General features: G+C 65.7%; 18 protein-coding genes and 11 tRNA genes. 23 read left to right on the forward strand and 6 right to left on the reverse strand.

Going from position 1 to position 24,652, the window contains the following annotated elements:
• Positions 1 to 50: 50 nt before the first annotated feature.
• The 5 genes from ppx to AC5P66_RS18415 form a co-directional block, all read right to left on the reverse strand.
• Complete coding sequence (gene ppx, locus AC5P66_RS18395) at positions 51 to 1,577, reverse strand: exopolyphosphatase (protein WP_049417419.1); 1,527 nt, start codon at positions 1,575 to 1,577, stop codon at positions 51 to 53.
• A 335-nt stretch (positions 1,578 to 1,912) separates the two neighbouring features.
• Positions 1,913 to 4,000 (reverse strand): polyphosphate kinase 1, encoded by a 2,088-nt coding sequence (ppk1, locus tag AC5P66_RS18400; RefSeq protein ID WP_049438745.1) that lies wholly within the window; start codon positions 3,998 to 4,000, stop codon positions 1,913 to 1,915.
• 4 nt (positions 4,001 to 4,004) lie between these two features.
• Positions 4,005 to 5,336, reverse strand: a complete 1,332-nt coding sequence (gene phoR / locus AC5P66_RS18405; RefSeq protein ID WP_049417421.1) for a phosphate regulon sensor histidine kinase PhoR — start codon at positions 5,334 to 5,336, stop codon at positions 4,005 to 4,007.
• A 106-nt stretch (positions 5,337 to 5,442) separates the two neighbouring features.
• Entirely contained in the window at positions 5,443 to 6,132 is a 690-nt protein-coding gene (gene phoB, locus AC5P66_RS18410) for a phosphate regulon transcriptional regulator PhoB (protein ID WP_005408258.1), read from the reverse strand.
• Positions 6,133 to 6,248: 116 nt separating this feature from the next.
• Positions 6,249 to 7,895, reverse strand: a complete 1,647-nt coding sequence (locus tag AC5P66_RS18415; protein ID WP_495216539.1) for a M48 family metalloprotease — start codon at positions 7,893 to 7,895, stop codon at positions 6,249 to 6,251.
• Between the two features lie 142 nt (positions 7,896 to 8,037).
• Here AC5P66_RS18415 and grxC point away from each other — a divergent pair, with 142 nt between their 5' ends.
• The 5 genes from grxC to AC5P66_RS18440 all read left to right on the forward strand — a co-directional run bounded on the left by grxC (position 8,038) and on the right by AC5P66_RS18440 (position 11,956).
• The gene (grxC, locus tag AC5P66_RS18420; protein WP_004154541.1) at positions 8,038 to 8,328 is read left to right on the forward strand and encodes a glutaredoxin 3; all 291 of its coding nucleotides are present in this window, start codon (positions 8,038 to 8,040) and stop codon (positions 8,326 to 8,328) included.
• The gene (locus AC5P66_RS18425; RefSeq protein ID WP_004154542.1) at positions 8,325 to 8,717 is read left to right on the forward strand and encodes a carboxymuconolactone decarboxylase family protein; all 393 of its coding nucleotides are present in this window, start codon (positions 8,325 to 8,327) and stop codon (positions 8,715 to 8,717) included. The genes grxC and AC5P66_RS18425 overlap by 4 nt, the downstream gene beginning before the upstream one ends.
• 323 nt (positions 8,718 to 9,040) lie before the next feature.
• Positions 9,041 to 10,045 (forward strand): isocitrate dehydrogenase, encoded by a 1,005-nt coding sequence (locus AC5P66_RS18430; RefSeq protein ID WP_012479261.1) that lies wholly within the window; start codon positions 9,041 to 9,043, stop codon positions 10,043 to 10,045.
• Between the two features lie 205 nt (positions 10,046 to 10,250).
• Positions 10,251 to 10,994 (forward strand): cysteine hydrolase family protein, encoded by a 744-nt coding sequence (locus AC5P66_RS18435; RefSeq protein ID WP_312546900.1) that lies wholly within the window; start codon positions 10,251 to 10,253, stop codon positions 10,992 to 10,994.
• Between the two features lie 53 nt (positions 10,995 to 11,047).
• On the forward strand, positions 11,048 to 11,956 hold the full coding sequence (locus AC5P66_RS18440; RefSeq protein WP_495216540.1) for a LysR family transcriptional regulator: 909 nt from the start codon (positions 11,048 to 11,050) through the stop codon (positions 11,954 to 11,956).
• A gap of 77 nt (positions 11,957 to 12,033) precedes the next feature.
• Here AC5P66_RS18440 and AC5P66_RS18445 read toward each other — a convergent pair whose 3' ends face one another.
• Positions 12,034 to 12,792 (reverse strand): Bax inhibitor-1/YccA family protein, encoded by a 759-nt coding sequence (locus AC5P66_RS18445; protein WP_005415466.1) that lies wholly within the window; start codon positions 12,790 to 12,792, stop codon positions 12,034 to 12,036.
• Positions 12,793 to 12,972: 180 nt separating this feature from the next.
• On the opposite strand from AC5P66_RS18445, the gene AC5P66_RS18450 reads away from it, so the two are divergent.
• The 18 genes from AC5P66_RS18450 (at position 12,973) to AC5P66_RS18535 (ending at position 24,375) form a co-directional block, all read left to right on the forward strand.
• Positions 12,973 to 13,049 (forward strand) — tRNA-Pro (locus AC5P66_RS18450).
• Between the two features lie 39 nt (positions 13,050 to 13,088).
• A tRNA-Arg gene (locus AC5P66_RS18455) sits at positions 13,089 to 13,165 on the forward strand.
• 172 nt (positions 13,166 to 13,337) lie between these two features.
• Positions 13,338 to 13,414, forward strand: a tRNA-His gene (locus AC5P66_RS18460).
• Positions 13,415 to 13,493: 79 nt separating this feature from the next.
• Positions 13,494 to 13,569: transfer RNA gene (locus tag AC5P66_RS18465), tRNA-Lys, on the forward strand.
• Between the two features lie 198 nt (positions 13,570 to 13,767).
• A tRNA-Lys gene (locus AC5P66_RS18470) sits at positions 13,768 to 13,843 on the forward strand.
• 421 nt (positions 13,844 to 14,264) lie between these two features.
• A complete protein-coding gene (locus AC5P66_RS18475; RefSeq protein WP_049441318.1) occupies positions 14,265 to 14,633 on the forward strand; it encodes a hypothetical protein in 369 nt (122 codons plus the stop codon).
• 137 nt (positions 14,634 to 14,770) lie between these two features.
• Positions 14,771 to 14,855: transfer RNA gene (locus tag AC5P66_RS18480), tRNA-Leu, on the forward strand.
• 189 nt (positions 14,856 to 15,044) lie between these two features.
• Entirely contained in the window at positions 15,045 to 16,340 is a 1,296-nt protein-coding gene (gene tig / locus AC5P66_RS18485) for a trigger factor (RefSeq protein WP_049411242.1), read from the forward strand.
• Between the two features lie 76 nt (positions 16,341 to 16,416).
• On the forward strand, positions 16,417 to 17,043 hold the full coding sequence (gene clpP / locus AC5P66_RS18490) for an ATP-dependent Clp endopeptidase proteolytic subunit ClpP (protein WP_004146318.1): 627 nt from the start codon (positions 16,417 to 16,419) through the stop codon (positions 17,041 to 17,043).
• A gap of 126 nt (positions 17,044 to 17,169) precedes the next feature.
• Entirely contained in the window at positions 17,170 to 18,459 is a 1,290-nt protein-coding gene (clpX, locus tag AC5P66_RS18495; protein WP_004154600.1) for an ATP-dependent Clp protease ATP-binding subunit ClpX, read from the forward strand.
• Between the two features lie 143 nt (positions 18,460 to 18,602).
• Positions 18,603 to 21,050, forward strand: a complete 2,448-nt coding sequence (gene lon / locus AC5P66_RS18500) for an endopeptidase La (protein ID WP_099495914.1) — start codon at positions 18,603 to 18,605, stop codon at positions 21,048 to 21,050.
• Between the two features lie 219 nt (positions 21,051 to 21,269).
• Positions 21,270 to 21,542 (forward strand): HU family DNA-binding protein, encoded by a 273-nt coding sequence (locus AC5P66_RS18505; protein WP_005408270.1) that lies wholly within the window; start codon positions 21,270 to 21,272, stop codon positions 21,540 to 21,542.
• A gap of 11 nt (positions 21,543 to 21,553) precedes the next feature.
• Positions 21,554 to 21,628 (forward strand) — tRNA-Val (locus AC5P66_RS18510).
• Between the two features lie 26 nt (positions 21,629 to 21,654).
• A tRNA-Asp gene (locus AC5P66_RS18515) sits at positions 21,655 to 21,731 on the forward strand.
• 83 nt (positions 21,732 to 21,814) lie between these two features.
• Positions 21,815 to 21,891 (forward strand) — tRNA-Asp (locus AC5P66_RS18520).
• Between the two features lie 87 nt (positions 21,892 to 21,978).
• A tRNA-Asp gene (locus AC5P66_RS18525) sits at positions 21,979 to 22,055 on the forward strand.
• Between the two features lie 106 nt (positions 22,056 to 22,161).
• Positions 22,162 to 22,238, forward strand: a tRNA-Asp gene (locus tag AC5P66_RS18530).
• A gap of 181 nt (positions 22,239 to 22,419) precedes the next feature.
• Positions 22,420 to 24,375 (forward strand): peptidyl-prolyl cis-trans isomerase, encoded by a 1,956-nt coding sequence (locus tag AC5P66_RS18535; RefSeq protein ID WP_099495913.1) that lies wholly within the window; start codon positions 22,420 to 22,422, stop codon positions 24,373 to 24,375.
• Positions 24,376 to 24,652: the final 277 nt, after the last annotated feature.

Raw genomic sequence — 24,652 nt, forward strand, 5'->3', positions numbered from 1 at the left:
TGGGAGATTCGTCACCCCAGTTGTCCTGTGGACAACAGCGGACGGCGTATTCAGGCCACGAACGGACGGAACTGGATGCCCAGCCCGGCGATGCCATCGGTCTCGCCGATCAGGTCCGCGCGCAGCAGCGGACGGGCATCGATGAACGCCTGCGGCACGATCAGCGACAGCCGGTTATCGTCGGCGGTCAGTTCCAGCGCCGGCAGCGGATCGTCTTCGTGGGCGCGGTTGAGCAGCACCGCCAGCCGCAGCAGCGCCGCGAGCCGGCGCGCGGTCAGCAGCAGGCGTTCGGGCAGGGCGTCGAAGGCGGTCTTGGCCACGCTGCGGCGGTGGCTGCGCACCAGCGCCGCCAGCATCTGCTGCTCCTGGCGCGAGAAGCCGGCGATATCCGAGTGTTCCAGCACATAGCTGCCATGCACGTGGTAGCCGCTGTGCGCGATCATCAGGCCCAGCTCGTGCAGGCGCGCGGCCCAGCCGAGCATGCGCGCATCGTCGGCATCGAGCCTCCAGCGCTCCTGCACCTGTTCCAGCAGGGACAGCGCGGTGTCCTGCACGCGCTCGGCCTGGACGGTATCGATACCGTAGCGCTGGCTCAGTGCAGCCACCGATTCGTCACGCAGGTCGTTTTCGCCGGCGCGGCCGACGATGTCATACAGGATGCCTTCGCGCATCGCCGCCTTGCTGACCAGCAGCTTCTGCAGGCCCAGCGCCTGGAAGGCCGCTTCCAGCACCAGGATGCCGCCGGCGATGATCGGGCGGCGGTCGCTGGACAGGCCCGGCAGCTGGATGTCGTCGATCTTCTTGGCCTTCAGCAGTTCATCGCGCAGCTGCGGCAGGGCCTCGGCGGTGATGGCGCCCTTGCTCAGCTTCATCGTCGCGCAGATCTCGCTTATCGCCTTGTGCGTGCCCGAAGAGCCCAGCGCTTCCTGCCAGCCCAGCGCGCGGTACTTGCTGGCGAAAGGCTGGAACTCGCGGCCAATCTCGGCCAGCGCGTCCTTCCAGCGCTTCTTGCTCAGCTTGCCGCCGGGAAAAAAGCGCCGGGTGCTGGCGATGCAGCCGGCCTGCAGGCTTTCGCGCTCCAGGGTCTGCATGCCCATGCCGATGATGAACTCGGTGGAGCCACCGCCGATGTCGATCACCAGCCGGCGCTGCCCGGGCTTGGGCGGTTGCGCGTGGGCCACGCCCAGGTAGATCAGGCGCGCTTCTTCGCGCCCACTGACCACTTCGATGGCATGCCCCAGTGCGGTTTCGGCCGGTACCAGGAACGACTGCGGCGAGCGCAGCTGGCGCACGGTGTTGGTGGCCAGCGCGCGCACCCGGTGCGGCGGCACATTGCGGATGCGCTGGCCGAAGCGGGCCAGGCATTCCAGTGCACGTTGGCGTGCAGCGGAAGAGAGACCCCCCTTGCCATCCAGGCCATCGGCCATGCGCACCGTCTCGCGCAGGCGGTCGATCACCCGCAGCTGGCCGAGCGTATAGCGCGCGATGACCATGTGGAAACTGTTGGAGCCAAGGTCGATGGCGGCCAGCAGGTCGCCATCCTGCAATGCGGGCGGAGTCGTGGTGGTGTGCGGCATGGACGAATGTTAGCCGAAGGGGCGGTGTGCTCGTCACCGCGCGGCCTTCACATGTTGGAAGAGGGGAGTGCGGCAGGGCTGCGCCCTGCACCTGCCGAAGCATCAGCAGCAGGCTATCCGTGGGATGGCGGGGTGGGTCCGATGGCAGGGGACGCCGTGAACCCGTCCATGGGGCTTGGTCGCCGCATCCATGCGGCTCACTGATCTGGCCCCCCGTCTCCGACAGTTCTCTGCGATCTGCCGGACGGCGTTCTGCGCTGCTGTTGGTGGGTGTCGACCTTGGTCGACACAGTGGATGAATCCAAACATGCCGACCAAGGTCGGCACCTACCGGGTCAGAGCCCCTGCATCAACGCCATCTGTGCCGAATGCGGCGCTTCGTCGTGGGCCGGGGCACGCTTGTGGTAGATGCCGTCGGCATCCAGCTCCCAGGCGTTGAGGTTGTCGTCAAGGTAGTTCTGCAGGACTTCGCGGTAGACCCGCTTGGCCAGTTCCGGATCGAGGATCGGGAAACAGGTCTCGACCCGGCGCAGCAGGTTGCGTTCCAGCCAGTCGGCGCTGGCGCAGTACATCTCCGGCGCGCCGTCGTTGCCGAACCAGTAGACGCGGCTGTGTTCCAGGAAGCGGCCGACGATCGAGCGCACGCGGATGTTGTCCGAGATGCCCGGTACGCCCGGTCGCAGCGTGCAGGCGCCGCGGATGATCAGGTCGATCTGCACGCCGGCCTGCGACGCGGCGTACAGCGCGCGCACCACCTGCGGTTCGTTCAGTGCGTTCATCTTGGCGATGATCCGCGCCGGGCGGCCGGCGGCGGCGATGCGCGTCTCGCGCTCGATGCGGCCGAGGATGCCGGTGTGCAGGGTGAAGGGCGACTGCAGCAGGCGCTTGAGCTTCATCTTCGACGCCAGCCCGGACAGCTGCTGGAACAGCAGGTGCACGTCATTGCCGATGTCCGCATCGGCGGTGATCAGGCTGATGTCGGTATACGCGCGGGCGGTGCCGCTGTGGTAGTTGCCGGTACCCAGGTGCACGTAGCGGCGCAGCTTGCGGCCCTCGCGACGCACGATCAGCAGCATCTTGGCGTGGGTCTTGTAGCCGACCACGCCGTACACCACCTGCACGCCGGCTTCCTGCAGGCGATCGGCCAGGCCGAGGTTGGCTTCTTCGTCGAAGCGGGCGCGCAGTTCGACCACCACGGTCACGTCCTTGCCGTTGCGCGCGGCCTGGATCAGCGCATCGACGATCAGTGAGTCCTTGCCGGTGCGGTACAGGGTCTGCTTGATCGCCAGCACGTTCGGGTCGATTGCCGCCTGCCGGATCAGGTCCAGCACTGCGGTGAAGGCGTCGAACGGATGGTGCAGCAGCAGGTCCTGGCGCGCCACCGTCTCGAAGATGCCGTCACTGTCGCGCAGCGTGCGCGGGGTCATCGGCGGGTATTTCAGGTCCGGCTGCGCGATCAGGTCGTACAGCTGGATGATGCGGTTGAGGTTGACCGGGCCATCGATGCGGTACACCGCGTTCTCGGTCAGGCCGAAATTCTGCAGCAGGGTGCGCACGATCTCGCGCGGCATGTCGTGCGCGATCTCCAGCCGCACCGCCGGCCGGTAGCCGCGGTCGACCAGCTCGTCGCGCAGCGCCAGCGCCAGGTTCTCCACTTCCTCCTCGTCCACCACCAGCTCGGAATTGCGGGTGACGCGGAACTGGTAGGCACCCTGGACTTCCATGCCCGGGAACAGCTCATCGACGAAGGTGGACAGCACCGAGGACAGAAACACGAAGTTCTGCGATCCGCCCAGCTTCTCCGGCAGCTGGATGATGCGCGGCAGCGAGCGCGGCGCACGCACGATGGCCAGATGGCCGGCGCGGCCGAAGGCATCGGTGCCCTTCAGCACCACCACGATGTTCAGCGACTTGTTGAGGATCTTCGGGAACGGGTGCACCGGATCCAGGCCCAGCGGCGACAGCACCGGCATGATCTCGTTGCGGAAGTAGGCGCGCAGCCAGCGCTTCTGGCGGTCGGTCCAGGAGTGGCGGCCGAGCACGCCGATGCCGGCGTCCATCAGCGCCGGCCGCAGCGTTTCGTTCCAGCAGCGGTACTGCTGGTCCACCAGTTCGGCGGCACGGTCATGGATGGCGCTGAGGATGGCCTGCGGGCTCATCCCGTCCGGTGCGGGTGGCAGGCCGAATTCCTGCGCGTGGCGCACGGCAGCGGCGCGGATCTCGAAGAACTCGTCGAGGTTGGTGCAGGAGATGCACATGAAGCGCAGGCGCTCCAGCAGCGGCACCTGCGGGTCCATCGCCTGGGCCAGCACGCGGAAGTTGAAATCCAGCTGTGACAGTTCGCGATTGATGTACAGCGCCGGGTCGCGCAACGGATCGTTGTCTGGGCTCACGGGGAGGGGGAGGGATCCGAGGCTGCTCATGGCGTCATTCTTCGATGGAGGTCAGGGGGGCGGACTCGCGCGGGCGCACGTGGTCGGCATCGAAATGGCAGGAGAACACCGAGCCCTTGCCGACTTCGCTTTCAATTTCCAGCCGTGCGTGGTGCAGGCCGAGGATGTGCTTGACGATGGACAGGCCCAGGCCGGTGCCACCGCTTTCGCGGGAGCGGCTGCTGGAGACACGGTAGAAGCGTTCGGTCAGGCGCGGCAGGTGGGTGGCCGGGATGCCGTAGCCGGAGTCGCGCACCGCCAGCACCGCACCGTCGCCCTCGCGGCGGAACTCCACCGCGATGCGGCCACCAGCCGGCGTATAGCGCACCGCATTGGTGACCAGGTTGGAGAATGCGCTGTGCAGTTCCTTGGTCGAGCCCTGAAGGTCAACGCCGGCCAGGTCGTCGATGCTGATCTGGTGGCGGCCCTGGCTGTGCGCCTCGGCCTCGCGGCGCAGGGTGGCCAGCATCGGCTGCATGGCCACGGTCTCTTCCTCGCTGTGCTCCTGCGATTCCAGCCGCGACAGGGTCAGCAGGTCTTCCACCAGCTGGGCCATGCGCTGGCTCTGCTTGCGCATTTCTTCCAGCATCGGTCCGGTTCCCGGGAAATCCTCCGGGTCCATCATGTCCAGGTAGCCGTGGACTACGGTGAGCGGCGTGCGCAGCTCGTGTGAAACGTTGGCGACGAAATCCCGCCGCACCTGCTCCAGGCGCAGCAGCTTGCTGACGTCACGCGCGATCAGCAGCCAATAGTCCGACGAATAGGGAATCAGGCGCAGGTTCAGGCGGATCGCCGGATCGACCGGCGAGGGTACGTCCAGGATGGGCTCGGCATTGCGGCCACCAGCCAGCCAGTGTGCCAGCGGCATTGGCTGCAGGCGCTCGACCAGGGCCTCGCCAAGGTCGCCGGGATGGTGCAGGCCGAGCAGGGCGGTAGCCGCTTCGTTGAACCACTGCACGCGCTGGCTGTTGCGATCCAGCACGACGACGGCATCAGGCAGCGCGGCGGCGGCAGCGCGGTAGCTGCGCAGCATGTCCAGCAGGCGGCGCTTGCGCACGCGCATTTCCACCTGGTTGCGGTACAGCAGGCGGTCCAGTTCGTTCCAGACGCCGGTGCCTTCTTCGGCGGTGTCCCAGCGCTGGCGAGCGGTCAGCCGGCGCAGAACGCTGCGCAGGCGCCAGTAATGCCAGGCCAGGGCCGCCAGCGCGCCCAGTGCGATGCACAACCACAGATGGCCCGTGAACCACCCCACCAGTCCGGCGAACAGCAGCACCGCGGCAACGGTGGCCAGGGTCTTCAACCAGGCAGAGCGGATGTGGCGGGGCATTGCGATCTCGTCGTTGAGGTGCGGCGGTTCACTGGGGTGAACCGAGGGTTATAGCAGAGTTGCCGGCACCGGCACCTGCAGGTGCGCGGTGCCGGCACGACGAGACTCAGGTGGCAGTGGAGAAGCGGTAGCCGGCGCCGCGCACGGTCTGCACCATGTTCTCGGCGTTGAACGGCTCCAGCGTCTTGCGCAGGCGGCGGATATGCACGTCGATGGTGCGCTCCTCCACGTAGACGCTGCCGCCCCACACATGGTCCAGCAGCTGCGCGCGGGTGTAGACGCGCTCCGGGTGGGTCATGAAGAAATGCAGCAGGCGGTATTCGGTCGGACCGATCGGCACCGGCTGGTCGTTGGCGAACACGCGATGGGCGGCGCCGTCGATACGGATCGGGCCGACGGCTACGCTGCCGTCCTCGTCATCTTCGCGGGCGCGGCGCATGACCGCACGGATGCGGGCCAGCAGTTCGCGCGCCGAGAACGGCTTGACCACATAGTCATCGACACCGGCCTCGAGGCCACCGACGCGATCGTTCTCTTCGCCGCGGGCGGTCAGCATGATGATCGGCACTTCGCGGGTCAGCGTTTCCTTGCGCCAGCGACGGGCCAGGTCCAGGCCGCTGGTGCCGGGCAGCATCCAGTCCAGCAGGATCAGGTCGGGAACGCGATCGGCGATCGCGGTCTGGGCCTCCCGGGCATCGCCGGCGTGGACCGGTTCGTAATCGCCCTTGCGAAGGGCGAAGGCGACCATTTCACGGATCGCGGGCTCGTCATCGACGATCAGGATGCGTTTCTGCACGAGGACACCGTAGGGCTCGGTTACTGGACTGGTGCCAGTAGACTACGGTTTGATGACATGTTTGTGACTACCCGGCCGGAACCGGCCCGGATTGCCATCGGCCGGTCATGCGGTGCTCAGCGGCGGTCCAGATCCGGGTCCTGCACGCCCTGCCGGCGCAGCTCCAGCACCGTCGGGGTGATCGATTCGATGCGCGCGTCAACCCGCGCGCGGCCGATGTAATCCAGCGCCGGGTTGCGCTTGAGCGCCTGCAGCTGCATCAGTGCCTGTTCTGGCCGCCCGCTGAGGAAGGCGGCCTCGGCATAGGCCTCGCTGGCGCGCACGCTGTCGCCAGCCAACTCGCTGGCGCGGGCGAAACGCTGCTGGAAGACCGGATCGTTACCACTTTGCGACAGCAGAGGGCGCAGCATCGCCTGCGCACGCTGGCCGGCCTCGCGGCTGCCTTGCTCGTTCAGGATCTCGGCATAGGTCAGTGCCACCGGGCGGCTGTTGGGGTGTTCGCGCAGCAGCTGCTCGAAGCGGCTGTTGGCCTGGGCCGCCTGGCCTGCGCGCGACTCCGCCTCGCCCAGGCCCAGCGCCAGCCACAGGTTGCCGGGGTGGCTCTGCAGCAGGCCGGCCAGTGTCTGCCGGGCCTGGCCGGCACCGGCACGGCCGCCGCGCATCACCGCCAGCGCCTGGCCGTAACGCTGCGCATCGTTGAGGCCGTCCTTCTGCCGCTTGGCCAGGTCGGCGTACTCGCGCTCCAGCTCGGGGGTGGAGTCCGCGCTGAGCACGCGCAGGCGCTCACGCGCCCACTCGAAGTCACCGCTGGCGCCACGGTTGAGCTGGCCGATCGGCAGGCGCAGTACACTGCCGGGCAGCAGCGGGTTGTTGCCGCGCAGCAGCGGCTCGCCCAGGCTGGGATCGGCCGGGTCCACCCGCTCCTTGCGCTCGCCGGTGGGGGTGCTGGTGGTGAGCAGCACCGTATCCTTCTTCATCTGCTGGGCGCGGGACTTGGCCTCACTGATGCGGGTGATGTTGACCGGGTGGGTGCGCAGGAACTCGGGCACGCTGTAGCCGCCTTCGTTGCCGCGCATGGCTGCCGACATCCGCTCGAAGAAGCCGGCCATGGCATCCACGTCGTAGCCGCTGCGCGACAGGGTGCGGATGCCGAGGCGGTCGGCCTCGGACTCGTTGGAGCGGGTGTAGTTGATCTGCCGCTGCTGCATCAGGCCCATGCCCGAGCTGATCGCGGCCATCGTCGCGTTGCCGGACGACGTGCTGTTGCTGGCCTGGGCGGCCACTACCGCCGCCAGCATGCCCAGCAGGATCGGGATCTGGTCGCGCTGGGCGCGCTCGACACCGCGCAGCACGTGCTGCTGGGTGACATGGGCGATTTCGTGGGACAGCACGGCAGCGACTTCGTCCTCGCGCTCGGCGGTCAGCACCAGTCCGGCATTGACCCCGATGTAGCCGCCCAGCGTGGCGAACGCGTTGATCTGGCGGTCGTTCATCACGAAGAAGGTGTACGGCTGCCGCGGCTGGTCACTGTTGGAGCCGAGCCGGGCACCCATGGTCTGCAGCCAGTCGTTGACCAGCGGATCTTCCAGCAGGTAGCCGTAGTTGCGCAGCTCGCGCAGCATCATCGCGCCGTACTCGGCCTGGCGGGCCGGGGTCAGCAGCTCGCCGGCCGAAGAGCCGATGTCGGGCAGCTTCTCCTGGGCCTGGGCCGGCGGCATGGCCAGGGCCAGGGTGGCGGCGGTAGTCAGCAGCAGGGCTCGCAAGCAGAAGGTCCTCGGGCGGGGCGCACCAAGCGTGGCAGGGCGGGGGGCAACCATTCGTTAATCCACAGTGTTGCGGCCGTGGCGTGGAAATTCCAGCGCACCGGTACCATATGTAGACCGTCGATCCATCGTGGAGTTTCCCGTGACAGCCCAGACCGCCGGCGGTGCCCCCGCCATCACCATCTATTCCACCGCCGTCTGCCCGTACTGCGTGGCCGCCAAGAACTTCCTGAAGAGCAAGGGCCAGCAGTGGACCGAGGTCCGCATCGACCTGGACCCGGCCGAGCGCGAGAAGATGATGGCGCTGACCCGCCGCACCAGCGTACCGCAGATCTTCGTCGGCGATGTCCATGTCGGCGGCTACGACGACATGATGGCCCTGCACCGTGAAGGCAAGCTCGAGCCGCTGCTGGCCGGGCAGGGCCAGGCATGAGCGCGGCCGACGACGGCAGCAAGGACCGCATCGCCGAGTTCACCGAGTTCCGCAAGCGCATGAACGAGCGCATCCTGGGCGAACCGAACCAGGTGGTGCGTCGCTTCTTCGCGCTGGATACGCAGACCTACCAGGCCGGCGCGCTGGACGTGAAGACCAAGGAGCTGCTGGGCCTGGTGGCCTCGATGGTGCTGCGCTGCGACGACTGCATCAGCTATCACGTGGCCCAGTGCAAGGACGCCGGGGTGACCCGCGAGGAGTTCTTCGAGACCTTCTCGGTCGGCCTGGTGGTGGGCGGCTCCATCGTGATCCCGCACCTGCGCCGCGCGGTCGACTTCCTCGACCAGCTTGAAGGTGGCGCGGCCGCGCCAGCCGCGCACGAGCACTGAGGGTAGTGCCGGCCGCTGGCCGGCATCGCCTGAACCCGGCATGGCCGGGGTTGCCGGCCAGCGGCCGGCACTACCGCACCCGCAAGGGTCCTCCCCGCGATCCGACAGCCCAGGAGCCCCCCTTGTTGTTCAAGGGGGCGCGCCGACAGGCGGGGGGATAAGGTGGGATGCGCGGGCAATTCTGCCTGAGCCGGGGACTGGGACCATGGTCTATTTGGGACCTCGGCCCCGGCTCAGGCATAATTGCCGGTGAAACTTCCTTTGCGCCGGCGTTTCCGGGCACGTCCGGACGGCGTTTTTCCCCCTGTTCGGAACATCGATCAATGACGCAGAAAATTACGGTCATCCGCGGCGACGGCATTGGCCCGGAAATCATGGACGCCACCCTGTTCGTGCTCGACCAGCTCAAGACTGGCCTGGAGTACGAAGACGCCGACGCCGGCCTCGTGGCCCTGGAAAAGCACGGCGACCTGATGCCGGCGGTGACCCTGGAATCGATCGCGCGCAACAAGGTCGCGCTGAAGAGCCCGCTGACCACCCCGGTCGGCGGTGGCTTCACCTCGATCAACGTCAGCCTGCGCCGTCACTTCGACCTGTACGCCAACGTGCGTCCGGCCCACACCTTCCCGAACACCAAGTCGCGTTTCGACAACGTCGACCTGATCACCGTCCGTGAGAACACCGAAGGTGCCTACCTGGCCGAAGGTCAGGAAGTGTCGGCCGATGGCGAGACCGCCTTCTCCGGCACCCGCATCACCCGCAAGGGCTCCGAGCGCATCGTGCGCTACGCCTTCGAGCTGGCCAAGAGCACCGGCCGCAAGAAGGTCACCGCCGTGCACAAGGCCAACATCATCAAGTCGACCTCGGGCCTGTTCCTGAATGTCGCCCGTGAAGTGGCCGCGCAGTACCCGGACATCGAGTTCCAGGAAATGATCGTCGACAACTGCTGCATGCAGCTGGTGATGCGTCCGGAACAGTTCGATGTGATCGTCACCACCAACCTGTTCGGCGACATCATCTCCGACCTGTGCGCCGGCCTGGTCGGCGGCCTGGGTCTGGCCCCGGGCGCCAACATCGGCAAGGACGCGGCGATCTTCGAAGCCGTGCACGGCACCGCGCCGGACATCGCCGGCCAGGGCAAGGCCAATCCGTGCGCGCTGCTGCTGGCGGCCGCGCAGATGCTGGACCACATCGGTCAGCCGGAAAACGCCGAGCGCCTGCGCAAGGCCATCGTGGCGACCATGGAAGCCAAGGATTCGCTGACCGGCGACCTGGGTGGCACCGGCACCACCATGAGCTTTGCCAAGGCCATTGCCAGCCGCCTGTAAGCGGCCGGCCGACCTCGGTTGGATCCACAGCGGGGCGCCTTCGGGCGCCCCGTTGCGTTTTCCGCTTCTGTGGAGTCGAGCATGGCTCGACTCCACAGAAGCGGTCTGTGCTGATATCGCACAGATCATGTGCTGTTGCACGGCTGGTTCGTGCGCCATCCGCTCCGCATCCTGAGCCCACTTTCCATTGCACAGGAGTCGCCCCATGAATCTCGCCGCCTTCGGCCTGGCCAGCCTGTTCGGCATGACCGCCACCATCCCGGTTGCTGCTGCCGAGCCGGCCCATCCCACCATCCGTCATATGGCGGGTGCGCCGGTCGCGACCTCGCTGGACGCGGCGAAGACTGCCCTGCTGGTGATCGACTTCCAGAACGAGTACTTCGATGCCAAGGCCGTACCGGGCTTTGCGGGTGGCCGCATGGTCATTCCCGATGGCGTGGCCGCACTACGCCAGGCCAGGCGGGTAGTCGAATTCGCCGATGCCCACGGCATCCGCGTGATCCATGTCCAGCACGTGCTGCCGGCCGGCGCACCCCTGTTCGCGCAGGGCAGCGTCAATGCCGCCTTCCATCGCGACCTGCAGCCGCGCCAGGGCGAGACCGTGGTGCAGAAGGACAACGTCAGTGTGTTCGCCGGCGCGTCCGCCGCCGTGCTCGACCAGACGCTGAAGAACGCCGGCATCGACACCCTTATCGTCACCGGCCTGCAGACCCATGCCTGTGTGGCCGGTGCCGCGCGCGACGCAGCGGCCGCACCACGTGGCTACCGGGTGATCGTCTCGTCCGATGCCAGCGCCAGCCGCGACCTGGACCTGGCCGGTGGCCAGCGCATCGGCCATCGCGCGCTGCATGAGGCCTCGCTGGCGCAGATCGAAGACGCTTTCGGCGATGTCATGAGCACCGACGCGATCCTGGCGCTGCCGGTACGCAAGGCCGGCGACGGTGCTTGATAAGCTGGCGGGGCCCGCATGCCGCGGGCTCCGCCACGTGGAGCTGCCCGCCGATGGATCACTTCGCCGCCCTGCGTGCGCTGCGCGCCATCGTTGACGCGGGCAGTTTCACTGCGGCCGCCGAGCGCCTGGGGACCACCCACTCGGCGATGTCGCGGCAACTTCGGCAGCTGGAAGAGCACCTGCAGGTGCGCCTGCTCGATCGCAACAGCCGTCGGCTGTCATTGACCGAGGCCGGGCGCGATTACCACCGCGAGGCGGCAACGCTGCTGGACCGCCTGCAGGAGGCGGATGATCGTGCTCGCGCCGGGCAGGCGCAGCCCAGCGGCAGCGTGCGGATCAGTGTGCCGCAGGTGGTGGCCAGCCAGGAGCTGCCCCACTGGCTGCCCTCGTTCCTGCAGCGTTACCCGCAGGTCACGCTGGATCTGTCGGCGGATGACCAGCAGGTCGATGTGGTGGGTGGTGGTTTCGACCTGGCGCTGCGCATTGCAGCTTCATTGCCGGACAGCCAACTGGTCGCGCGCGAGCTGGCCAGCTGCCCGCGCATCCTGGTCGCCGCACCGGCCTACCTGGCGCGCCATGGCCTGCCACGGCACGCACTGGATCTGGAGCAGCACACGCTGCTGGGTTTCAGTCCCACGCCGTCAATGCCGCCCTGGCGGTTGCAGGGACCGCGCGGCGCCAGCGTGAGCGTTGAAGCCGGGCAGCGCCTGCGCGTGGATGCCACGCCCGCGCTGTACGCTGCCACGCTGGCCGGAATGGGCATCAGCCTGTTCACCGCGCTGACCGTGCAGGAGGACCTGCGCGCCGGTCGCCTGATCCGCGTGCTGCCGGCCTGGCATGCCGGCCAGCGGTGCTACTTCGCGCTGTACCCGCATGCACGTGCGCTCGCGCCCAAGGTGCGAGCGCTGGTCGAGCACCTTGCGGCACACTACGCTGCACAGGCCGGCGTGCCTGGCTAGCCGGGAAATGCAGCCACGCGTTACAAAGAGAAAAGGGCGCCCGAAGGCGCCCTTTGTCGTTTATGGCTTTGCCCGGTTCAGCGCTGCTGGATCTTCGACAGCAGGCGCAGGAACTCCACATACAGCCAGACCAGGGTCACCATCAGGCCGAATGCGCCATACCACTCCATGTACTTCGGCGCGCGCTGGGCCACGCCGGTCTCGATGAAATCGAAGTCCAGCACCAGGTTCAGCGCGGCCACGACCACCACGAACAGGCTGAAGGCAATGCCCAGCCAGCTGGAGTCGTGGATCACCGGCACGTTGATGTTGAAGAAGCCCAGCACGAACGAGGCGAGGTAGAGCAGGGCGATGCCGCCGGTGGCGGCGACCACGCCCATCTTGAAGTTCTCGGTGGCCTTGATCAGGCCGCTGCGGTATGCGAACAGCAGGGCGGCCAGGGTGCCGAAGGTCAGCAGCACCGCCTGGAACACGATGCCCGGGTACTTCATGTTGAACAGGGCCGACACGGCGCCCAGGAACAGGCCTTCGACCAGCGCGTACATCGGCGCGGTGACCGGCGACCATTCCTTCTTGAAGATGGTGATCAATGCCAGCACCAGGCCGCCAATCGCGCCACCGATGGCGTACAGGCTCGCGCTGCCGGAAATCTGGCCGTACTCGTCGACCGCCTGGCTCCAGGCGAACGCCGCGGTCAGCACGGTCAGCAGCAGCAGGATGCCGGTCTTGTTGGCGGTGCCGTTGAGGGTCATGGCCTGGTCGGGGCTGGTCACTACCGAGCCACTGGCGAGGTCGAGGAAGGTCGACTCGGAAAGAGCCGGGTTGCCGCTGCGCATGCGTGTTCTCCGTGCGAATGAAGGTCGGGACGGCCATCCGGCCGATGGGCGTGAGCATAGCCGATGACTGCTTTCGGCGTTGCGGCAGGCCCGGGATCTGTGCATCCTTCGTTGACAGTTCCCAACGCGCTTGGCGACAATGACCAACTCCCCGGGCCCAACCCGAGGGGATTGCAAGACCGGGGTATAGCGCAGTCTGGTAGCGCGCCTGCTTTGGGAGCAGGATGTCGGGGGTTCGAATCCCTCTACCCCGACCAATCCCACGCCACGTCGGATTGGACACCGTTCCGGTTCGGGCGCCCGTAGCTCAACTGGATAGAGCACCGGCCTTCTAAGCCGGCGGTTACAGGTTCGATTCCTGTCGGGCGCGCCATTGGCGGGCACCGGGATCGCATCGACGGATGTGAAGAAGTGCTTGCAAAAGCGCAAGGACTCCACCAGAATATCGGACTCGCTTCGGCGGACCGCAACTTCGGTGACAGTCCCCAGGCAATGTTCAAGGTTCCGGCGTCAGTGGTATCGGCGATGGAGCGAAAGTTTCAGTGGTGGCTGTAGCTCAGTTGGTTAGAGTACCGGATTGTGATTCCGGTGGTCGGGGGTTCGAATCCCCTCAGCCACCCCACTGATTCAACCGCATCGGCGCAGTCGAAACGGTATTGCAATAAACAGAAAGCACGCTACAATGTGCGTCTGAGTTTCACGGGCCGTTAGCTCAGTTGGTAGAGCAGTTGACTCTTAATCAATAGGTCCAAGGTTCGAATCCTTGACGGCCCACCAAGACAGAAGCCACCTGGTACGCCAGGTGGCTTTTTTCTTATAGGTGTGACTGCCATCGTTCCGATGGATCACGCGTTGCAGAATCCGCCCGGCGTGGATCTGCAGCAGGAGCGGGCCCCGCAGTGCTGGTTTCAACCACGTTGAAAAAAGTGCTTGCACCCACCGAGCGGATCGGGTCATAATTCGCGCCCCGATTTCGGGCTGTTAGCTCAGTTGGTAGAGCAGTTGACTCTTAATCAATAGGTCCAAGGTTCGAATCCTTGACAGCCCACCAGACGAAAGCCACTTGGTTCGCCAAGTGGCTTTTTTCTTGCCTGTTCGCTGAGGGGCATCTGCAGATGCCAGCGGTGCTGGCTGGAGCGGAGCCCCCTTGAGTCAAGGGGGCGCGGCGAAGCCGCGGGGATGTGGCGGCTGATGAAGTGGGGCCCGCGCTTTGCCGCGCAAAGCGTGGGGCTGCGGCGCGAATGCGCGGCAGCTTCCCACTTGGTTCGCCAAGTGGCTTTTTTCTTGCCTGTTCGCTGGGTGAGGGGCATTTCATCCACGCATGGCGTGGATCGACTGAAGCAATGCTGAAATCAGGGTCATACGCGTCATCAGTGTTATCAATGCTGTGCACTGCTTCTCACCGCATCGCGTCCTGCATCGCACCCAATGGATCTTCCGCGCCGATGGCGCATGCATGAAGGACGATGTTGATGGTCGATATCAATCGATTGCACCGCACGCTGTGGGTTTCCTTCGCATTGCTGGCACTGGCGGCCTGCGCGCCCGCCGACGATCCGGCGCAGACCGTCGAACGCGATGCTGGCACGGAGAGCGCTCCTGCGCGCCCGGTCGGTGGGGCCATGCAGATGCAGCCGGCTCAGCCGGCTGAGCGGGAGACCCTGCCCGATGCGGTGGACGTGCAGCGCAATGCGGATGGTTCGGTCGATGTGCGCAAGGCCACGCCGGAGCCGGCGGCCCTCCGGCGCACCGGCGACGGGGGCGTGGAGATCCGCAAGGTGGATCCTGCAGCCGGGCAGGGCGCCGGTACGGCGTCGGCCAAGGCCATGCCGCAGCAGTGAACCCCCGCCACCCCGGATGAGCTTGCGCTCGCCGGGGTGGGTCAACGCGCGGGCTGCGCACAATTGCCATGTTCAGTTTTGTGCAGGCCTTCCGCTTCCCGTCATCGCCTGCGACAATGAACCCCTGCGCCGGCCACGCGAAAGTGGCGGAATTGGTAGACGCCCTGGATTTAGGTTCCAGTGCCGCAAGGCGTGGGGGTTCGAGTCCCCCCTTTCGCACCAGTGCCGGCCTGTCCCCGCCCTGATCGGGCCATCTGCGCCCCCTTGACCGGCACGCGCTGGCAGTGCAAGCCGAATTGGGCGAAACTAAAGGGCTGCGGCAAGCAGGCGCGTCCCAGACGTCGCGTCCTTACAACCGTTTCATCCCAATCATCGAGCCGGGGGCCTGGGCCACCGGTGGCAGGAGTCAACATGCAAGCTTCGATCGAATCCACCGGCAACCTGGAACGCCGCCTGAGCTTCTCGCTGCCGGAAGAGCGTCTGCAGAGCCACATTGCCGGCCGCCTCGGCGAAATCGCCCGTACCACCCGCATCAAGGGTTTCCGCCCGGGCAAGGTGCCGGCCAAGGTGATCGAGCAGCGCTTCGGCGCGCAGGTCCGTGGCGAGGCACTGGACGGCCTGCTGCGCGAGACCTTCGACGCGGCCGTGCGCGAGCACGACCTGCGCGTCGTCGGCAGCCCGCGCATCGACAAGGGCGACGAGGGTGAGTTCTCCTTCGTGGCCACCGTGGAAGTGGTGCCGGACTTCGGCGACATCGACGTCAGCAAGCTGACCGTCGTGCGCCATACCGCCGAGATCACCGACGCCGACATCGACCAGATGATCGAGAACCTGCAGAACCAGCGTCGTACCTGGGCCCCGGTCAGCCGTGGCGCGCAGGACGGTGACCTGGTCGCGGTGGAAACCTGGTCGCAGGCCGGCGAAGAGCGCCTGCCGGCCGAGGGCACCGAGAAGGGTTCGATCGTGCTCGGCCAGGGCATGATGTTCGAAACCATTGAAAAGGGCCTGGTCGGCCTGGCCAAGGGCGAAGAGAAGACCCTGGACGTCGAGTTCCCGGCTGACTGGCGCGTGCCGGTACTGGCCGGCAAGACCGTGCAGGTCACCGTCAAGGTCACCGAGGTCTCCGAGCCGGTCGTGCCGGCGGTCGACGAAGCCTTCATCAAGAGCTTCGGCGTGAAGGGCGGCGACGTGGAGCAGTTCCGCAGCGACATCCGCGCCAACCTGGAGCGCGAGCTGAAGGGCGCCCTGATGAACCGCCTGCGCCGCGAAGTGGGCGAGCAGCTGATCGCGGCCTACTCGTCGGTGGAAATGCCGCCGCGCCTGGTCGAGAACGAAGCCCGCGCCATGCTGGCCCAGCAGGTCGAGCAGCTGCGCCGCAACGGCCAGAACGTCGGCGAGATCCCGGCCGATGCCCACGAAGGCTTCAAGGATGCTGCCGCCAAGCGCGTGCTGGTCGGCCTGCTGGTCGGTGAAGTGGCCCGCATCAACGACCTGCGCCTGGAAGCCAAGCGCCTGAATGAAACGATGCGTCTGATCGCTTCGACCTACGAAGAGCCGGAGCAGGTCATTGAGATGTACCGCAACGACCCCCAGTTGATGTCTGGCCTGCAGAACCGTGTGATGGAAGAGCAGGTGATCGACTGGATCGCCGAGCGTGCCCAGCACACCGAAGAGAAGCTGTCGTTCCAGGACGCGATCCGCCAGTAAGCCCGGGCGGATCACCGGATGCCCCGCGCCTTTGCCGGCGCGGGGTTGTTGCCCCCCAAGATAGGTACCTCACGTAATGGACAACCGAACCAAAGCCCTGAACCTGGTTCCGATGGTGGTCGAGCAGACCAGCCGCGGCGAGCGTGCCTACGACATCTATTCGCGCCTGTTGAAGGAGCGCCTGATCTTCCTCGTGGGCCCGATCGACGATCACATGGCCAACGTGGTGGTGGCGCAGTTGCTGTTCCTGGAATCGGAAAACCCGGAAAAGGACATCAACATCTACATCAACTCGCCGGGTGGCGTGGTCACCGCCGGCATGGCGATCTACGACACCATGCAGTACATCAAGCCGAATGTGAGCACCACCTGCATCGGCCAGGCCGCCTCGATGGGCGCCCTGCTGCTGGCCGCGGGCGAAGCTGGCAAGCGCTATGCGCTGCCGAACTCGCGCGTGATGATCCATCAGCCGCTGGGTGGCTACCAGGGCCAGGCCACCGACATCGACATCCACGCGCGCGAGATCCTGACCCTGCGTTCGCGCCTGAACGAGGTGCTGGCCAAGCACACCGGCCAGTCGCTGGAGACGATCGCCCGTGATACCGAGCGCGACAACTTCAAGAGCGCCTTCGAGGCGCAGGCCTACGGTCTGGTCGACCAGGTCCTGGAGCGTCGTCCGGATGAGTCGATCCAGGCCGGCTGACCGGCCTTCACGGGGCCAGGGAGGCCTCGTTCCTGCAGGGTCGGGTGGGACTGGTGTCCCCTCGGCCCTGTGCTATTCTCGAATCGAACCCCCGTTCAGCGGGTGGGGTAACTGGGTAAGCGAAGCATGAGCGAAGACCGCCAAGGTCGTTCCACGGACACCGGCAAGATCCTCTACTGCTCTTTCTGCGGCAAGAGCCAGCATGAAGTGCGCAAGCTGATTGCGGGTCCGAGCGTGTTCATCTGCGATGAGTGCGTGGAGCTGTGCAACGACATCATCCGTGAGGAACTTGAGGAAAAGGCGCAGTCGGCGCGCAGTTCGCTGCCCAAGCCGCGCGAGATCCTCGAGGTCCTCGATCAGTACGTGATCGGCCAGAACCGTGCCAAGCGCACGCTGGCCGTGGCCGTGTACAACCACTACAAGCGCATCGAGAGCCGGCAGAAGAACGACGACGTCGAACTGGCGAAGTCGAACATCCTGCTGGTCGGCCCGACCGGTTCGGGCAAGACGCTGCTGGCCGAGACCCTGGCCCGCCTGCTCAACGTGCCGTTCACCATGGCCGACGCCACCACGCTGACCGAAGCCGGTTACGTGGGCGAGGACGTGGAGAACATCATCCAGAAGCTGCTGCAGAAGTGCGACTACGACGTCGAGAAGGCGCAGCAGGGCATCGTCTACATCGATGAAATCGACAAGATCTCGCGCAAGAGCGAGAACCCGTCGATCACCCGCGATGTGTCCGGCGAAGGCGTGCAGCAGGCCCTGCTGAAGCTGATCGAAGGTACCGTGGCGAGCGTTCCGCCGCAGGGCGGCCGCAAGCACCCGCAGCAGGAATTCCTGCAGGTGGACACCAAGAACATCCTGTTCATCTGCGGCGGCGCGTTCGCTGGGCTGGACAAGGTGATCCAGGCGCGTTCCACCGACGTCGGCAGCATTGGCTTCGGCGCCAAGGTGAAGAGCAGCGAGCGCAAGCAGGAAGTGGGCAAGGTGCTGGCCGAAGTCGAGCCGGAAGACCTGATCAAGTTCGGCCTGATTCCCGAGTTCGTCGGCCGCCTGCCGGTGGTCGCGACCCTGGAGGAGCTGGACGAGCCGGCCCTGATCAAGATCCTGACCGAGCCGAAGAACGCCATCACCAAGCAGTTCAAGAAGCTGTTCGAGATGGAGAACGTCGAGCTGGAGTTCCGTCCGGACGCGTTGTCGGCCATCGCCAGGAAGGCGCTCAAGCGCAAGACCGGCGCCCGTGGCCTGCGCACCATCGTCGAATCGGTCCTGCTGGACACCATGTATGACCTGCCGTCGCAGGAGAACGTCAGCAAGGTGGTCGTGGACGAGTCGGTGATCGAGCACAAGTCCGAGCCGTACCTGATCTACCAGACCCCGGCGGCCCCTGAACAGAAGGCCGCAGGCGCCGAGTGATCCTTCCAGGTTGTTGATTGGAAAGGATTTTAAAGGAATGCCTTGCATCTGAAAGCCGATGGCCCCATAACGGGGCCATCGGCTTTTTTTGTCTCCGGAAGATGCCCTCCCGGAGGCGGTTTTCCCCCTTCCCTGGAGCCCCCATGGCCCGTTCCCCAAGTGAAACCCTCGACCTGCCGGTCCTGCCGCTGCGCGACGTAGTGGTGTTCCCGCACATGGTCATCCCGCTGTTCGTCGGCCGTGACAAGTCCATGCACGCGCTCGAACAGGCAATGGAGGCGGACAAGCGCATCCTGCTGCTGGCGCAGAAGTCGGCTGAGACCGACGACCCGCATGCGGCCGACCTCTACCAGGTTGGTACGCTGGCGCAGGTGCTGCAGCTGCTGAAGCTGCCCGATGGCACCATCAAGGTGCTGGTTGAAGGCCTGTCGCGCGTGCAGGTCACCCACGTCGACGAGCGCGACGGCTCGCTGCATGGCCAGGCCTTGGAGATCGAGGCCACCGACGAGCGCGAGGCGCGCGAGGTCGAGGCGATCGCCCGCTCGCTGATGTCGCTGTTCGAGCAGTACGTGAAGACCAACCGCAAGCTGCCGCCGGAGCTGCTGCAGACGCTGTCGGGCATCGATGAGCCGGCGCGCCTGGCCGACACCATCGCTGCGCACATCAGCGTGCGCCTGGCCGACAAGCAGCGCCTGCTGGAAACGCTGGCCGTCGGTGACCGCCTGGAGATGCTGGTCGGCCTGGTCGACGGCGAGATCGACGTGCAGCAGATGGAGAAGCGCATCCGCGGCCGCGTGAAGTCGCAGATGGAGAAGAGCCAGCGCGAGTACTACCTCAACGAACAGATGAAGGCCATCCAGAAGGAACTGGGTGACCTGGACGACGCGCCGGGCGAGCTGGAAGAACTGGCCCGCAAGATTGCCGAGGCCGGCATGCCGAAGGCGGTTGAAGCCAAGGCGCGCAACGAACTGAACAAGCTCAAGCAGATGTCGCCGATGTCGGCCGAAGCCGCCGTCGTGCGCAACTACCTGGAGTGGCTGCTGGGCGTGCCGTGGAAGAAGCGCAGCAAGGTGCGCAAGGACCTGAAGGTCGCGCAGGATACGCTTGATGCCGACCACTACGGCCTGGAGAAGGTCAAGGAGCGCATCCTTGAATACCTGGCGGTGCAGTCGCGCGTGAAGCAGATGAAGGGCCCGATCCTGTGCCTGGTCGGGCCGCCGGGCGTGGGCAAGACCTCGCTGGGCCAGTCGATTGCCAAGGCCACCAACCGCAAGTTCGTGCGCATGTCGCTGGGCGGCGTGCGCGACGAGGCCGAGATCCGTGGCCACCGCCGTACCTACGTCGGTTCGATGCCGGGCCGCATCGTGCAGAACCTCAACAAGGTCGGCAGCAAGAACCCGCTGTTCGTGCTCGACGAGATCGACAAGATGTCGATGGACTTCCGTGGCGATCCGTCTTCGGCGCTGCTGGAAGTGCTCGATCCGGAGCAGAACAACGCATTCAACGACCACTATCTGGAAGTGGACCTGGACCTGTCCGAAGTGATGTTCGTGGCCACCTCGAACTCGCTCAACATTCCCGGCCCGCTGCTGGACCGCATGGAAGTGATCCGCATCCCCGGCTACACCGAGGACGAGAAGCTCAACATCGCGACCCGCTACCTGGTGCCGAAGCAGGTCAAGGCCAACGGCCTGCAGCCGGAAGAGCTGGAAATCGGCAGTGACGCCATCCAGGACATCGTGCGCTACTACACGCGCGAATCGGGCGTGCGCAACCTGGAACGCGAGATCGCCAAGATCTGCCGCAAGGTGGTGAAGGAGATCGCGCTGGCCGGCCCGCAGCCGGTGAAGGCAAAGAAGGGCGCGAAGAAAAAGGCGCTGGTGAGCGTGTCCAGCAAGAACCTGGACAAGTACCTGGGCGTGCGTCGCTTCGACTTCGGCCGTGCCGAGGAAGAGAATGAAATCGGCCTGGTCACCGGCCTGGCCTGGACCGAAGTTGGTGGCGACCTGCTGCAGATCGAATCGACGCTCGTGCCGGGCAAGGGCCAGCTGATCCTGACCGGCCAGCTCGGCAACGTGATGAAGGAATCGGCCTCGGCCGCGCTGTCGGTGGTGCGTTCGCGCGCCGTGGGCTTTGGCATCGACAGCGACTTCCTGCAGAAGCACGATGTGCACCTGCACGTGCCCGATGGCGCCACGCCGAAGGATGGCCCGAGTGCCGGCGCAGCGATGGTCACCTCGCTGGTGTCGATGCTGACCAGGGTGCCGGTGCGCGCCGACGTGGCGATGACCGGCGAGATCACCCTGCGTGGCCGCGTCACGGCCATCGGTGGACTGAAGGAGAAGCTGCTGGCCGCACTGCGTGGCGGCATCCGCACGGTCATCATCCCGGAAGAGAACCGCAAGGACCTGGCCGACATCCCGGCCAACGTCACCCGCGATCTGAAGATCGTGCCGGTGAAGTACATCGAAGAAGTCCTGGATCTGGCGCTGGAGCGTCCGTTGGCACCGAAGAAGGCGCGCAAGAGTGCGCAGCGCGTCACGGTGCGCAGCAAGGCCAAACCGAGTGGAAACGCGCGCGTCAAGCATTGACGCGCGCTGTCCAATGGCCCGAAACCCGCGTCGTTGCTGGCTTTCCAGCTTGCGTGGGGGTAGGGCCACTGGTATAAAAGCAGCACTCGCGAATGAGTGATCGCAGTCTGGTGATCGCTGGATTCGGCGAACCGTTTCCACATGGCGGCCGCATGCAGATGGCGTGCGGTTGCTTCCCTGTCGAATAAGCGGAACCCACCGCCAAAGGAGTTGTAGAGAATGAACAAGACCGAATTGATCGATGCCGTTGCTGAAGCTGCCGACCTGACCAAGGCAGAGTCCAGCCGCGCTGTCGATGCCGTCGTTGCTGCCATCACCAAGGCGCTGAAGGACGGCGATGCGGTCACCCTGGTTGGCTTCGGTACCTTCCAGGTCCGCGACCGTGCTGCCCGCACCGGCCGCAACCCGAAGACCGGCGACACCATCAAGATCGCTGCTTCGAAGAATCCGTCGTTCAAGGCTGGCAAGGCCCTGAAGGATGCTGTAAACTAAGCGGCTCGCTGGGGTGCTTAGCTCAGCGGTAGAGCGTCTCCTTTACACGGAGAGGGTCGGGGGTTCGAAACCCTCAGCACCCACCACAGCACCGCGGTAAAAGTTTGAGTGTGGAGCGGTAGTTCAGCTGGTTAGAATGCTGGCCTGTCACGCCGGAGGTCGCGGGTTCGAGTCCCGTCCGCTCCGCCATTCAACGAGGCCTCCGGCCAAAAGCTGGAGGCTTTGTTTTCTCCCTGGTCCAGGCCGGCTGAAAGCAAAAAAGGTAACAACGCGGAGCGGTAGTTCAGCTGGTTAGAATGCTGGCCTGTCACGCCGGAGGTCGCGGGTTCGAGTCCCGTCCGCTCCGCCATTACATCCAGGCCCCCGGTTCAAGGCCGGGGGCCTTGTCTTCTCACCGAGAGGTTCGGGAGGAAGGCGAGAAGGTTTTTGCAAGAACGGAGCGGTAGTTCAGCTGGTTAGAATGCTGGCCTGTCACGCCGGAGGTCGCGGGTTCGAGTCCCGTCCGCTCCGCCATTGCAGAATTCTTAAGTCCCTGTGAAAAAACTTTGAAAAAAGTGTTCATCGGGCTGGGTTTCCAGAGAGTCTTCGGATATACTGGGCGCCTGCAAAGTTCAAGCGCGGAGCGGTAGTTCAGCTGGTTAGAATGCTGGCCTGTCACGCCGGAGGTCGCGGGTTCGAGTCCCGTCCGCTCCGCCAACTCTAAAAGCCCTCGGCGCAAGCCGGGGGCTTTTTCTTTGCGCCAGGATGGAGTTGGCCGATGCACTGATGGTGCGTGCCTGCGCAAGTGGGCGCAGGCCGCGTCGGTGCTGCTTTTGGTCCCTGCGGCGAAGCGGGTTACACTGCCGGGCTCGCCAATCAGGCCTTGTGATTCCTCACCATGCTGCAGAAACTCCGCGACAAGACCTCAGGCTGGATCGTCACCGTGATCCTGGGGCTGCTGATGATTCCGTTCCTGTTCGTGATCGACAACAGCTACCTCGGTGGCGTTGGCGCACAGAACGTGGCCAAGGTTTCCGCGCCGCCCACCTGGTGGCGTTCGGCGCCGTCGTGGTGGCCGGTGCGCATGCTGTGGCAGCACCATGAGATCAGCTCGCAGGATTTCCGCACGCGTTTCGAGCAGGAGCGCATGCGTGAGCGCCAGCAGCAGGGCGACAATTTCGACCCGCGCGCGTTCGAGAGCACCGAGAACAAGATGGCCGTGCTCGATCAGCTGATCGACGAACAGGTCGTGCGCCTGGTTGGTGAACAGGCGGGCGTGGTGATCGGCGACGGCGCGGTGCGCGAGTACATCGCGACCATGCCGGCGTTCCTCGATTCGAACGGCAAGTTCAACGAGAACAACTACCGCCTGGCATTGGCCGGTGGCAATCCGCCGCGTACCCCGACCCAGTTCCAGGAACTGGTGCGTGAGAGCCTGCAGCAGTCGGTGATCCCATCGGGCCTGCAGAGCTCCGGCTTCGTCACCCAGGCCGAGACCGAGCGCCTGTTGAAGCTGCTGGGCGAAACCCGCGACGTCGAGCTGGCCGCGTTGCCGCCCGTACCGGCCGATACCGCGCCGGTCACCGATGATCAGATCAAGAAGTGGTACGACAGCCACGGCAAGGATTTCCGCCAGGCCGAGAGCGTGTCGCTGGAGTACGTCGAGATCAACGGTGCGAACCTGCCGGCACCGACCCCGGCCGACGAAGCGACCCTGCGCAAGCGCTATGAAGAGGAAAAGGCAAAGTTCACCTCGCCGGAGCAGCGCCAGGCCTCGCACATCCTGATCACCGGTGACGGCGCCGAAGCCAAGGCGAACAAGATCGCTGCCGATGCCAAGGCGGCCGGTGCCGACTTCGCTGCGCTGGCCAAGGCCAATTCGGAAGATCCGGGCTCCAAGGACCAGGGCGGTGACCTGGGCTGGGTCGAGCGCGGTGCGATGGTGAAGCCGTTCGAGGACGCGCTGTTTGCGGCCAAGGCTGGTGACGTGATCGGCCCGGTGAAGACCGAGTTCGGTTACCACATCATCAAGGTGGCCGCTGTGCGCGGTGGCCAGGGCAAGTCGTTCGAGGAAGTGCGTGACACGCTGGCTGCCGAGCAGCTGAAGGCCGACGGCGAGCGCGGCTTCAACGAACTGGCCGGTCGCCTGGTCGATGCCATCAACAAGAGCCCGAGCGACCTGGCCGCTGCGGCCAAGGAAGTGAACCTGCCGCTGCAGACGCTGGGCCCGATCACCCGCGCGACCGCCAGCGGCATCGCCGCTGACCCGGCCGTGCTGCGTGCCGCCTTCTCCGACGTGCTGGTGCAGGACGGTACCGCCAGTGACCCGATCGCGCTGGGCGGCGCGACCAACCACAGCGTGGTCATCCGTGTGGCTGCACACACCCCGGAACAGGCCCTGCCGCTGGACAAGGCCCGCGAACAGGTGATCGCTGCGATCCGTGCTGATCGCCAGCGCCAGGCCAGCGACAAGGCGGCCGAGGCCATCCTGGCCAAGCTGAAGGCGGGCGCCACCCTGCAGTCGCTGGCCGCCAGCGAGAAGCTGCAGCTGAGCCCGATGCCGGGCCTGCCGCGCAGCCAGCCGGTGCCGACCCCGGAAATCAACCGCGCGATCTTCAGCGCGCCGGTGCCGGCCGAAGGCAAGCCGAGCTATGGCAAGGTCGACGTCAACGGCCACGCGCTGCTGTTCGCGGTGAACAAGGTCAATCCGGGCGACATCAAGGAAGTGACTGCAGAGCAGCAGAAGCAGCTGAAGGAACAGCTGAGCCAGATCGACGGCATGGCCGCGGCCAAGGCCTACATCGAGGCGATGCGCAAGAAGTTCATGATCCAGACCACCGAAGCGAACCTGTAAGCCTTGCGGCGAGCAGATCGAAGAAGGCCCGGCATTGCCGGGCCTTTTTTTGTGCGGGCGCTGCTGGAAATCGAATTGTAGAGCCGAGCCCGTGCTCGGCTGGTCATGAACCCCGACAAGTCGCAGGCAAGAAAAAAGCCGAGCATGGGCTTGTATGTTCCTCCCGGCTCCTACGCGGTATGTAGGAGCCAGGGTGGAGGGACCGTCAACATGATATCTGCGGATAGCAGCCGACAGACGAGCCGAGCGATCCCCATCCCGCACCTTAACGTCGATA

This window comes from Stenotrophomonas sp. YJH_SMC_122 (assembly GCF_059369535.1).